Below are 12,389 nucleotides of genomic sequence, written 5' to 3'. Positions count from 1 at the left end.
AAACCCGAACCTACCTCGGCCTACTCACCCCGTGCTTAGCACTCCATGGCTCGCAGCGGAAGCTGACTTAACTGATGCAAATTTTAGTTTTGCGGGCTTATACAAGGCGAGCTTAAGCTCTGTCAAGAATTTTGGCAACGCTCAATTTGAGCGCGCTTATGTTGTAAGCGCAGACTTCAAAGATGCTCATCTAGAGCAGACTAACATTGATTTTGCCATTTTTAGAGTAAGTGATTTCCCTTATAGCACCAAAACCACTACATTCGCAACCGCTCGCAACCACACTCCTGATCCAGTGAATCATGATCAAATGTTTGAAAACGCAACCTTACCTGAAGGCTATAATCAGGCAAAAGCAATCCTCAGTCAAGGATCTAAAAAAAAGCATAACAGTTCACTTTTCTTATCGGCTCGAAAAAAAGCCTCAAATTACAATGCTCTCTTTGAAGATCAATCCAACCTTGAAGATCAACCCAGCCTTAAAGATCAATTCGAGGATGATAAACCAGTCAGCCGTATGATGGCATATGCAATTTTAGATGCGAATAAGATATGTACTCTTGCAAACCATCCAAAAGTAATTAACAACTGTGTGCAGTTTCATAAGTGTTGCCGGCACCTAAAAGATTTAGATCTTTATCTACAACCAGAATATATGCAAAAATTGCTCGATGAACCTCAACAATCAAGAGTCATTAAAATTCTTTTAGAAGAAGGATTAAATAAGGCTATTGCAAGCTGCTTAGAACATAACAACAACAAAAAATTAACCATGGCGAATTTTTTTAAATCAAGATTAGAAAATGAACCCCTGGATATTCTCCTTAAAAATGCAGCCTCGGCCCTTCATCATACCTCACCTCTATCCGTTTCTAGCTCTAAAGCCTATCAAGCAGCCAGCCGATATTTTGAGGAAGCAAGAAAATTATTAAAGATTAGCAATCCAGACTGGGATTGCGTTCTTGAACAAGGTTCTTGGTTCAAACGATCAAAACTCAACCCTGACCATCACATCTTTGAATACTTTAAACAGTATATGAAATCTCATGATAATAGCCTTGAAGGCGCGAGTTTAACTCCTACCCTGTACTCTACATATCACAATAATAAAGCAGATGACTGCCAAGGTTTGCTCGCCTCAGAAGAAAATGATGACCAACCAGATCAAGGTACGAGTGCCTACTAATCAATGATTAAAAAATATAGAATATACTAACAAAATAATATTAAAAATAAAATAACGATAAAACGCACTAAAAAACCCTAATTTAGTGCGCTTATAATAAAAAAGCTATTATTTTTTCACATAATCCGCTATAATATTTTTTATCACCAAACCAGATAAAGTAAGCCCAAATAAAGCAGGCATATAACTAATTGTACCATTGACAGCGCGATCACGGCCCAGACCAGACACCGGCTCTGGCGGTAATGGTGGCGAGGAGGGCTCTGTTGAATACACAGCTAAAATCCCTTTTTTAACCCCCTGACGACGCAAACGCACACGCATAAAGCGCGCCAATTTACAGACAGAAGTATCAAAGATGTCCGCCACTTTAATCTGCGTCGGGTCAATTTTATTACCCGCTCCCATACTTGAGACCACCGGATAACCTTTTTCATGGGCTGTGCGTACATAAGCGACTTTACAGGATAAACTATCGATGGCATCAACAACAAAGTCAAACGGCTCACTAAAAAAATCAGCCATATCATCTGCACGTAAGAACTCAGCACACACCTCAACCTCACAGTATGGATTAATATCGCGTATACGCTCAGCCATCACAGCGGCTTTATTTTTACCAACAGTTGATTCCAGTGCGACCAACTGGCGGTTTAAATTCGAGACTGAAACAACATCATGGTCAACCAGCTTAATAAAACCGATACCGGCACGCGCAAGACCTTCAGCAACAAAAGAGCCGACACCACCCATGCCGGCAATGACAACACGCGCATTTTTTAAGCGTTCTATGCCTTCATCACCCACTAAAATATGCGTACGCTCAAATAAACCGCTCATTCACCAATACCTTCAACTTTCAATACAGCATCCGCCGCCTCACGACTGACATGCCAAACTTCTCTAAAATCATACGGCTGCCCATTGCCTTGACGTAATTGCCCACTATAAATCACTTTTGCTTTTACATGCCCCTCAGGACTTTGCTTAAGCTCTTGCACCTGCGCTGTTAAAGCAACAATGCTAATCGATTGATGGCGCTCAGCGCTTTGTACTTTGGTAAAGACATCGGCTGAAGTACGTTTTTGCAAAACCGCGAGCTTTTCATTGTTCCAAGCATCCTGCAAAGTCACAAAAAGTTCTTTTGCAGCATGCTCTAAATCACCCTGACTCACTGTAGGATGAGTCACACGCTCTTCCGGCTGATGATCCGTTTGGTGATCATAGACATTGCCAACCGCTGGATTATCTTCCCGCGGCCGCTGTGATGACCTGTGTGTATTCGAATATTTATCTTGCTTATTCATAAAAAATTTATTGAGCAAAAAGATAATGCCCCCTAAAATTACAATCCATAATAATACCGAACCCATGCTAATCAACCCTCCACGCACAATGCTCAATCTAAACGTTAATCGTAAATCTCTCAGATTTTAAAGAGTAATAAGGAATTTTGCCATAAATTTTGGATGATTGTTTCACGACTTTCCCTGCGCTCGGAATCTAAGGCTGCCAATACTTGTACAATAAAACACGGCTCGTTACGTTGATCAAATTGGCCACGCATTGGCATATCCGGCGAGTCAGTTTCTAATACAAAACTTGCCAAAGGCAAACTCTTCACCACCGCCCTTAATTTACGTGAATTTGTATAGGTTAGCACGCTGCCTAGGCCCAGCTTAAAGCCCAATTGCACATAACGTTTAGCCACTTCTACACTACCACTAAACGCATGAATCACACCACCGCAACTAAAATTTAAAGCATGAAGCGCCTGAATTACCTGGTCATGCCGATGGCGCACATGCAAAATCACCGGCTTATTATATTGGTTAGCAAGCGCTAATTGCTGATTAAAAAAATGATATTGCAGCTTTTCATCTAAGTGCTTTAAATGACCATCTAAACCAATTTCACCCACCGCCGTGATGTTCACATCCGTTTGTAGTTCTTGCTCTAATTGTACTAAATCATCTTCTTGATGCTGGTTTAAAAAATAAGGATGTAATCCTAAAGCATAATAAAATCCAGGATATTGTACTGATAATTGACGCACCTTTTGCCAATTCTGGCAGCTCACCCCCGGCAGCATAAAGTGCGTCACCCCAACAGCTGCTGCACGCACCAGCACGGCCGACAGATCTTGATCAAAAACATCAAAATCCAAATGGCAGTGCGTATCAAAGATCATGTTTTAAATCTCACGCGTTGAGAAAAACTCAATATCCGGCCAACGCTCTTTCGCTAAGTTCAAATTCACCATGGTCGGCGCAAGATAAGTCAAGGCATCTGAGCCATCAATGGCCAACTGATCAAAGTGACGCTTTTTAAATTGGTCGAGCATTTTCTCATCATCACAATGCACCCAATGTGCCGTTGCAATCGAGATATTACTATAAACACACTCAACGTTATACTCAGATTTTAAGCGATGAGCAACAACATCAAATTGCAAAACACCCACCGCCCCTAATATCAAGTCATTGCTATTTAATGGCCGAAACACCTGCGTCGCCCCTTCTTCAGAGAGCTGAATCAAGCCTTTTTGCAGCGCTTTTGATTTTAAGGGGTCACGCAAACGCACCAATCTAAATAACTCAGGCGCAAAGTTTGGAATGCCGACAAATTTTAAGTCTTCACCCTGGGTAAAGGCATCACCAATTTGAATCGTGCCATGGTTATGTAAACCTAAAATATCCCCCGGATACGCCTCTTCGGCCTGACTTCTATCTCCCGCCATAAAGGTCATCGCATTGGCGATCTGCACGGTTTTACCAGTACGGACATGCTTTAACTTCATACCCTTCGTATATTTACCCGCACACACCCGCATAAACGCAATTCGGTCACGATGCGCCGGGTCCATATTGGCCTGAATCTTAAAAACAAAACCTGATAGTTTATCTTCTGTCGGCGCCACCGTGCGCTCATGGGTCTTGCGCACTTGTGGTGCTGGTGCATAGTCAGCAAAATAATTAAGCAGTTCACGAATCCCAAAATTATTAATTGCTGAACCGAAAAAGACCGGTGTGAGCTCGCCCGCCAAATACGCCGCATTATCAAACTCATGGCTCGCACCGCGTACCAGCTCCAATTCATCACGTAATTCACTGGCCATCATGCCCAACTTGTCATCCAATACCGGATTATCTAGCCCAACAATAACCTCGGCATCTTGAACCTGCTGGTTTTTCCCAGCGCTATACAAGTACACCTTATCTTCATACAGATGATAAATCCCTTTAAAATTCTTACCCATACCAATCGGCCAAGTAATCGGCGCACAAAAAATGCCCAAACTCGTCTCAATATCATCCAAAACTTCAACAGGATCACGTGCTTCACGGTCCAGCTTATTGACAAAAGTCATCGCTGCTGTTTTGCGTAATTGACACACTTCCCAGAGCTTTAATGTCCGTGCTTCCACCCCCTTCGCCGCATCCACCACCATCAACGCCGAATCGACCGCAGTCAGTGTCCGGTAGGTATCTTCGGAGAAATCTTCATGCCCAGGTGTATCCAATAAGTTAATAATGCGCTCACGATACGGAAACTGCATCACCGAGGTTGTCACCGAGATGCCCCGCTGCTTTTCTAACTCCATCCAATCGGATGTTGCATGGCGGCTAGCCTTGCGCCCCTTCACCGTCCCGGCCATTTGAATGGCACCACCAAATAATAATAATTTTTCAGTGAGGGTTGTTTTACCCGCATCCGGGTGGGAGATAATCGCAAAGGTTCTGCGCTTATCGACCTGTTCTTGATATGTCATTATTGATCAATTACCTTCTAAATTCTTAACTAAAACCAAAGCGTCTTCTCTACCATCACCTTTGGGATAATAGCCCTTGCGCCGACTTAACTCGTTAAAGCCGTAGCCATTATATAATTTCAATGCCGCAAGATTAGATTCGCGCACCTCAAGGAAGACATCACTCGCCCCTTGCCCCATCACTTCTTTGACTATTGCATCCAATAGGTAGTGCCCATAGCCTTGACCTTGCAGCTCTGGCATAATGCACAAATTTAATAAATGACACTCATCGACAATCAGCGAGAAAAAGCAATAACCAGACACCGAGCCATTAATTTTACTTTCAAGTACGCGACCATAATAATGCTCTGTTCTCAATAGAAGGTGCATTATATCACTGGACCAACCCTCTTCATAGGCACACTGCTCTATAGCAAAGAGGGTTGCAATATCTTCTACAGACACCTTGCGCAGACTCAGCCCTGCTTGGTTTTTTTCCATTGCCACAACTTTCGCCACAATTGTTTTTTTAATGTGCCTGAAGCAATAAAACGCTCAGCTTCCGGCAAATTCTCTACCACATCCGTCTGTAATACACCCAACCCCCAATACGAGCTAGATTGAGATTGAGATTCAAGTGGGGATAAATAAGGACTACCTTCAATTTCATAGCGAATATAAGGCACAGCACTGATCAGCTGCTCAAGAAATAAGCGCACCGCTGGCTTTTGCCAACTGCGCTGTGGCACCAGTAACACCAGCTGATCAATAACTTCAGAACATTGATCTACTGCCTGTTTAGCTTCCTCACTCACTCCATCCACTAAAGCCGGAGCAATGGGCACAGCAATCGGCGCTTTTGCCCCAGGCAGCAGCATGCGCGGCTGCCATTGAGAAACACCCATGAGCTGTAAATAAGGATGATAACTCACGGCTGTTACTTCACTTGCTTCGCTTTTTTACCACTGCCTTTACGCAAATGCCATAGACCCATCAGTGGGCCAGACAAGACATAGACGACAAAAATACCGAGCAACACCTGAGCAGGGCTGATAGAAATCGCCACGTAAGCTAAGACAATGATGAGGACCACACCAAAACCCACATGCTTTTTAAAGTCGACATCTTTAAAACTTAAATAGCGGACATTGCTGACCATTAACACCCCAAGTGCCACACTCATCAAGGCAAAGGCAATATCCGTATACAGCCCGGTAAGCCCATACATATGGGCAATCCAGATTGTACCCGCAATCATTGCCGCCGCAGAAGGGCAAGGCAAGCCAATAAAATAGCGCTTATCCATGGAACCTAACTGCGAGTTAAAGCGTGCTAAGCGCAATCCAACTCCGGCGGTATATAAAAATGCCGCCAACCAGCCTAATTTACCTAAATGCATGGTTGCATAACTATAGACAACCAGTGCAGGGGCCACACCAAATGAAACCATATCTGATAGGCTATCGTACTCTGCACCAAACTCACTTTGTGTATTGGTCAGACGAGCAACACGACCATCGAGTGCATCCAACACCATCGCAACAAAGATGGCAATCGCAGCCGTATCAAAGAGGCCTTTCATTGCCGCGACGATTGCATAAAACCCTGCGAACAAGCTCCCCGTCGTAAAAAGATTGGGTAGTAAATAAATACCACGTGGTGGAATTTGCTCATCTTGCTCTTTTTTATTCATCTGCACTTTCAACTCACTCACAATTCTTAAAATTTATACTTAATTTTCAAAGCCACTTCACATTTTTTAATTTTGGGACTACTCTATCATAATTCAATCGCTGACTATGTTATACTCTATAGTGCATCCAGGTACGTCTTAAATTAAAAAATAAATCGGAATACACACGCTAAAATGACAGAAGATACATCAAAAAATACCCGCATCGTCATCGAAGGCGTCACCCATGAGGGCAAAACGTTTCGCCCTAGCGACTGGGCAGAACGTATGAGTGGCGCGCTTTCCACCTTCCGTGACAAGCGTATTATCTACTCACCGATGCTACAACCTGCCGTCAAAGATGGCAACAAGTGCATTATTCTCGACGAATCTCTGAAAGAAAGCAATCCTGAGCTCTATCGCTATATTCTCGAATTTGCTGAGACCAATCGACTAAAGATCTGCCCTGCCGAAGACGACTAGCCCTAGCCCAGCCATTTGGGGCCAGTCAACCACCTCAACATTTTAAATGTATCCAAACTGACTAATGCTCTGTCTAATAAATTAAATAAGCCAGGTCAGTCAAACCAGACGATTAAAAATTAAGCTACACAGGAACCGAGTAATTAACATAAAAACATTCAAACGGGTCGGTGTTCTTTACTGTATAATTAAAACCATAATTTCACCTAGCACTCAGCTCAGCTAAACTAAGCTTCTATAAATCATGTTCACAAAAATTACTCTATCCACTTAAAAGCTATACATAACCGAAGTAAAACTACACGTTTTACTGCAAGAATTAAGGACTAAGGCTGGTGCTAAACTTTAAGCATTTATCTATATATTTATCTATTAATTATCTATATTAAGTTAGTGTATCCAATCCTTGTGCTACTAGATAAAAATGACTAAACAACGTAAAAGAGCTAATATTAGCTTGATCTAAACTTCTTTTATTACCCCAAGTATACTCGAGTGCAAATAATGTACGAGGATCTAACACCTTATATTTAGAAGGGTTAGCAATAAAGCGCATTGCTTCATTGTAAGCAGAAATTAAAGTTCTATCCTCATTTTTAATGCTATCCATTAATTACCTTCATCTGTTTTTTATATCCTTTAAAGCATGCCCCCAAAGTAGAGTGCAGAAATTTTAAAGCGATCAAACACTCTTGCAATATACTCCATCACTCCTGCGTATGTGTTGAGCTGCAAAATTACGACTTGATCATCTAACTTGTTATTGCCTGAACATAGCCTACATAAATAAACCTACATGCTGCGCTGTAAACTCGTATAGGTAATTTATGAGCATATGGCACGTTACATCTCCAGAAAATAGGCAAATACGACTAACAAATACTGCTTTGCAAAATTAGGTTTCATTACTCTTAACATCCCTTTAATTATTCAAACATATTTATATATGAATTCACTATAGTAAATGAATAGTATAAACTGTCAAGTTAGATACCTACTAAAAATTAATGTTTATGGATCTATTAAGAGTAATTTAGTAAAATTTCGCATCAGAGAATAAAATAAAGTTGGTTAATGACGTTTATGATAGAAAAGCAGGAAACATCCGACCTCATCGCAAAAAATATAAAATCAATTATGGGTAATAAAAAAATTACAAGTAATGAGTTATCCAGAAAATGTAATATCTCCCCGGGCATGGTGAGCAAAATAATAAATGGAAATACCGGCATTAGCATAGTGATGGCAATGTCTATTGCCTCAGGTCTGGATGTTGATTTAATGGATATATTGGCTGGACTTACATCTCCAGAAAAGAAAGCAAAAGAAAAATTAAATAAGAATAATGCGTTATCAATTGGAATTTTATCAATTGAAAAAAAAAGAATTACTTGTGTTAAAGATGCAAAAAATGAGACTATCGGCCAATCTCAAATAAATACCGGTATTGACTTAGCAGAGCCAACCAGCACTCTTCATCAATTAATTGATGAGGCCATTATTGCCGCTTTACCACACCTGGAGAAAAAAACGAGCGTATTTAAACAATCCAACCTAGTGATCGTTGCTCAATCATATGAATTCGAGACAATCAGACATAAATTCACAACATTTATGCAGCGCCACTTCAAGCATGTATTAATACTCTCAGATTGGCACTTCATGTATCTAGCTAACTTTCACCACAAAGCGCCTGGCATCTCTCTTATCGTCGATAAAGGTATTTCGCTGTCATTCTTTTACAAAGGTGGTATAAAAAAAATTGGCGGATGGAAATTTCCTGTATATGACTTTGGTGGTGAAAACTGGTTAGGCTTAGAAACTATCAGACATACAATCCAAGCCCATGATGGATATATACCTGCGTCTAAACTATCTAGTCATGTTTTAAGCCATTTTAACGGCAAACTAAGCAATGCAGTGGAAGTTTGCTTTAATGGAGCACGGAGCCCTGATATATTTGCATCGTTTGTCGATATTTTACTGCGTTGCTATTATGAAAAAGATCCTTCAGCCATTAGTATCGTTAATCAAGGTTACTTAGAAATAGAAAAAATGATAAAACTAGCGGACAAACTGCTCGAAAAAACGTTACCCATTACCATCAATGGCTCCCTTGCTAAGATATATAAACCATACATACAAGCAGACAGAACAGCAGCAGAAGTTAATCTAATATCAAAAGTAGATATGCTTGCCAGTTTAAGAGAATCAGACTTATTGACTGTTGTTGCATAAGTTAAGGAGTTGATCAATCAACTCCTCCTCCCACAACTTCACGTTGAAAGTGATAAAACCACGATTGAAAATAAAAATAAGAAAATACTTGATATTGCAAATATTTTTTGTTTGCGTGACGTATTGATATTTTCTTTATAAATCCAGCCCCACAGTTGTGACGATAGAATAATTAATACAATAAATATCGGCCAGCCTATTACCTGCCCCTTATGGTCTATACCATACATACCAAGGCTATAAAGAGCCAAAGACCCTGTAAATAATATACCCATAGCAGTTATTAAAAATAAATTTTTTAATAACGACTGAAGATTATATGAATTTTTATTTATACAGTCTTCTTTATCATAATTCAGTGCATTAAATAAAAAATATGCCCCAGTAATTAGGCCCGCAACACTAAGAAAAGGTGGCCATACCCAAAATAAATTAACACCTGAAAAATAGCCACTATTAGATATGGCTATTATAAATACTACATTCTGAAACCCACTGGCTAAACCTGCTGTAAAAGCACACAGCCAGCCCATATAAAAGCTATTTTTATTTTTCCTATTTTCTATATTGAAAGAAAAATAATACATAGTCAGGCCAATAACTATAAGCAAAACCGCGCTTATTATTAATACTGAATGAATTAACTGAACTCCCTGAGCTTTATAAAAAAAAGTAAATAATGAGCCTAATGCAACTCCAACACCCAAATTAACAGCAAAACTTAATGCTAAGCCAACGCGTCTAATTGCATTAATTAACGCGATCTGTCCAAAACCAAAAACTAAGCCCCCTATTATCAGCATGGCAGATACATAACCGGTTAACTTTTGATAGTCAGTTAAGTGAATATTTGTTGTCATGAATAAAGCAGCCCAAGGGGTCACTATTAATCCAATAAAACTGTAAATAAGCCATAAAACACTGTATGAAAATGTTTTTATATATCTACTTGGTGTTACAAATGATCCATTCATAACACCTGCTACAGACAGTAGCAATAAACTTTTTGTTAACATAATGTTTCAAGAATCCCTTCTAATTGTTTAAAACTGTCAACAATTTTACATGGTTTGGCTGTATTTAACACATCTTTTGTTTGTGCTCCCCACGTTACGCAAATCGTTTTAATATCTGCATTTTTTGCAAACAAAACATCAGTCACTGTATCACCAATCATCAATACTTCGTCATGATTAACATTAAATTTTTCCATGATGTGGTGAAGCATTTTTGGTTTTGGCTTATTTTCAAATTCCTCACCACAGCAAGTCATATCAAAAAGATAATCGACTTCATTTACTCTCATAGATGCATTAAGAGCGCTTCGTGATTTTGATGTCGCAATTACAAGAAACAACCCCTTATTCTTCAAAGTAGCAATGATTTCTCTAGCACCTACGTATAAATTTGATTTGAATTTCTCTGATTGTATAGATAATTGAAATTCATTTTTCAGAGTCTTTAGTTGCTCTTGATTTACATGTGGAAAGCAAATAGACATAGCACTATCAAAAGACATCCCAAGCACACGACTTACCACCTCCCTAGTAGGAGGTGTAACATTATACTTACCAGCTATAGTTTTCTTACATAGATAAATATTTTCTAATGAATTTTCTAGAGTTCCATCCCAATCAAAAACTAATAGCTTTAATTTCTTCATTACTTTTTTCTCTAGAGCATTGCTTAATAACATTCAAAGGTGTTTTATGAATTATCGACATAATTTGCTGTTTAGATAGCCCTATAGTTATCATATTTTCTATTTGTTGCCTAACTCCTAAACCTCCAGCAGCGACTATGCCCTCTTCTTGATATAAAAGATTAGAGCCTTTTTTGCATGTTAAATCATAACCGGCTAACCTACGGCTCTCTATTGAGTCTGTCATCATTATAATATTTTCATGACCTACGATTTCAATCGTTTTCTTTACCACAGCAAGATCTACATGCTCACCATCAAAATTTTGTGCAATTTTAACAATGCCTTTTTTAGCATTTCTTATAATTGTTGCAGGAATTAATCCCATTTTTTCCTCAATATTTGATAAATCCCATTCATCAAGATTAAGACCTAATAACTCATGCTGTCGCAACTGCTTTTCATTTTCAGTACGCCATGCATGTTTAAAGTTTCGTGGCATATCATTAAATAAATGATCAGTAACAGTTTGGAATCCTGCCTCATGAACAACGTTAAAAACACGCTGCAACATTTTTGCAGAATGTCTTTCACAATCCTTACGGAAATGCCCTGGTGTAGGCATAACACCATATTCGAGCAATTTTTCAGCTATCCAAGTAATTTTATCTGGATATTCAATATTTTGTTTCCCAGAATTTAAATCAAAATCAGGAGACAAAATAACATATAATAACCCTTTCTTTCCACACTCTGCTATTTCGGACCAATGCGATTTGCTAGGAATCCAAACGCCTCGATGTGGCGTTCCTCCATGACTAGACAAAAGTGGCCCCTCGATTGCAATACCTAGAATATGTGGATATTTATTAACCAATCGACCAGAATCAAACTTATCCATCAACCTTAAAAAGGCGCTAAAGTTTTCTTTAGGTAAATAAAGTGTGAGTACAGATTTAGATCCTCTCGAAGCTAAAATTGATTCAATCTCATCAAGATTAATACTTGCTATTTCGGTGAAATCAAACCGACCAACACCGTGACAGTGAAAGTCACAAGCATGTTTTACATAATCATTTACACTATGATTTTTATTTAATGTTGACATTATAATAACATCCTATTTTAATATATTTTACTTCAAGAAAATAAGGTATAAATTATACAAAATGAGTAACTCTTTAGCCTCACTTTGAATTTTTCAAATAGCACTACTTTGCTCTAGACGCTCTCAACTTATAAACAAAACTACTCTTAAACTGTTTTCTCTTGATGATAATGCATCCGTTTCTTCCTCAACATCCGATAAAGCTCCACAAACAGAAACCAACATCATACCACTCAGTTTAGATTACGACAAAACCTATTAAATTTATCCACTATAAATTTTAAGCTTTCGTAAGCGTCGCTACCT

General features: G+C 39.2%; 14 protein-coding genes. 3 read left to right on the top strand and 11 right to left on the bottom strand.

Annotated features, from left to right (window positions below; genetic code table 11):
• Positions 1–1,186, top strand: a 1,186-nt coding sequence (locus tag C200_RS04540) for a pentapeptide repeat-containing protein (RefSeq protein ID WP_162180146.1), incomplete at its 5' end; no start/stop codon positions are given.
• A gap of 108 nt (positions 1,187–1,294) precedes the next feature.
• Here the strand turns inward: C200_RS04540 and C200_RS04535 are convergent.
• The 7 genes from C200_RS04535 to pssA are packed head-to-tail and all read right to left on the bottom strand — an operon-like array spanning position 1,295 to position 6,633.
• Positions 1,295–2,026: a tRNA threonylcarbamoyladenosine dehydratase gene (locus C200_RS04535; RefSeq protein WP_016210634.1), complete on the bottom strand. Its 732-nt coding sequence runs from the start codon at positions 2,024–2,026 to the stop codon at positions 1,295–1,297.
• On the bottom strand, positions 2,023–2,559 hold the full coding sequence (locus C200_RS04530) for a Tim44 domain-containing protein (RefSeq protein ID WP_016210629.1): 537 nt from the start codon (positions 2,557–2,559) through the stop codon (positions 2,023–2,025). The genes C200_RS04535 and C200_RS04530 overlap by 4 nt, the downstream gene beginning before the upstream one ends.
• Before the next feature lie 53 nt (positions 2,560–2,612).
• Positions 2,613–3,377, bottom strand: coding sequence for a TatD family hydrolase (locus C200_RS04525; RefSeq protein ID WP_032126367.1), 765 nt, complete (start codon positions 3,375–3,377; stop codon positions 2,613–2,615).
• A 3-nt stretch (positions 3,378–3,380) separates the two neighbouring features.
• Positions 3,381–4,958, bottom strand: a complete 1,578-nt coding sequence (locus C200_RS04520) for a peptide chain release factor 3 (protein WP_016210636.1) — start codon at positions 4,956–4,958, stop codon at positions 3,381–3,383.
• 6 nt (positions 4,959–4,964) lie between these two features.
• Complete coding sequence (gene rimI / locus C200_RS04515) at positions 4,965–5,441, bottom strand: ribosomal protein S18-alanine N-acetyltransferase (RefSeq protein WP_016210637.1); 477 nt, start codon at positions 5,439–5,441, stop codon at positions 4,965–4,967.
• Positions 5,417–5,872 carry a hypothetical protein gene (locus tag C200_RS04510; RefSeq protein WP_129556439.1) on the bottom strand — a complete coding sequence of 152 codons (456 nt, stop codon included), beginning with the start codon at positions 5,870–5,872 and terminating at the stop codon, positions 5,417–5,419. Before C200_RS04510 ends, rimI begins: the two co-directional genes overlap by 25 nt.
• Before the next feature lie 5 nt (positions 5,873–5,877).
• The gene (gene pssA / locus C200_RS04505) at positions 5,878–6,633 is read right to left on the bottom strand and encodes a CDP-diacylglycerol--serine O-phosphatidyltransferase (protein WP_016210633.1); all 756 of its coding nucleotides are present in this window, start codon (positions 6,631–6,633) and stop codon (positions 5,878–5,880) included.
• A 174-nt stretch (positions 6,634–6,807) separates the two neighbouring features.
• Between pssA and C200_RS04500 the strand changes: the two genes are divergently transcribed.
• Entirely contained in the window at positions 6,808–7,095 is a 288-nt protein-coding gene (locus C200_RS04500) for a DUF3579 domain-containing protein (protein ID WP_016210632.1), read from the top strand.
• Between the two features lie 385 nt (positions 7,096–7,480).
• On the opposite strand, the gene C200_RS04495 is transcribed toward C200_RS04500, so the two are convergent.
• Positions 7,481–7,705: a hypothetical protein gene (locus C200_RS04495; protein ID WP_016210640.1), complete on the bottom strand. Its 225-nt coding sequence runs from the start codon at positions 7,703–7,705 to the stop codon at positions 7,481–7,483.
• A gap of 473 nt (positions 7,706–8,178) precedes the next feature.
• Between C200_RS04495 and C200_RS04490 the strand changes: the two genes are divergently transcribed.
• Positions 8,179–9,333 carry a helix-turn-helix domain-containing protein gene (locus tag C200_RS04490; protein ID WP_230384821.1) on the top strand — a complete coding sequence of 385 codons (1,155 nt, stop codon included), beginning with the start codon at positions 8,179–8,181 and terminating at the stop codon, positions 9,331–9,333.
• A 38-nt stretch (positions 9,334–9,371) separates the two neighbouring features.
• Here the strand turns inward: C200_RS04490 and C200_RS04485 are convergent, their stop codons facing one another.
• Genes C200_RS04485 through C200_RS04475 form a run of 3 tightly spaced genes read right to left on the bottom strand, consistent with a single transcriptional unit; the run spans position 9,372 to position 12,083 of the window.
• On the bottom strand, positions 9,372–10,349 hold the full coding sequence (locus tag C200_RS04485; protein ID WP_032126366.1) for an L-rhamnose-proton symporter family protein: 978 nt from the start codon (positions 10,347–10,349) through the stop codon (positions 9,372–9,374).
• On the bottom strand, positions 10,343–10,996 hold the full coding sequence (locus C200_RS04480) for an HAD family hydrolase (RefSeq protein WP_032126365.1): 654 nt from the start codon (positions 10,994–10,996) through the stop codon (positions 10,343–10,345). Before C200_RS04480 ends, C200_RS04485 begins: the two co-directional genes overlap by 7 nt.
• The gene (locus tag C200_RS04475; RefSeq protein ID WP_016210630.1) at positions 10,968–12,083 is read right to left on the bottom strand and encodes a hypothetical protein; all 1,116 of its coding nucleotides are present in this window, start codon (positions 12,081–12,083) and stop codon (positions 10,968–10,970) included. Before C200_RS04475 ends, C200_RS04480 begins: the two co-directional genes overlap by 29 nt.
• Positions 12,084–12,389 lie beyond the last annotated feature (306 nt).

The organism is Piscirickettsia salmonis LF-89 = ATCC VR-1361 (assembly GCF_000297215.2).
GTDB lineage: Bacteria > Pseudomonadota > Gammaproteobacteria > Piscirickettsiales > Piscirickettsiaceae > Piscirickettsia > Piscirickettsia salmonis.
This window is presented reverse-complemented; position numbering and strand designations above follow the sequence as displayed.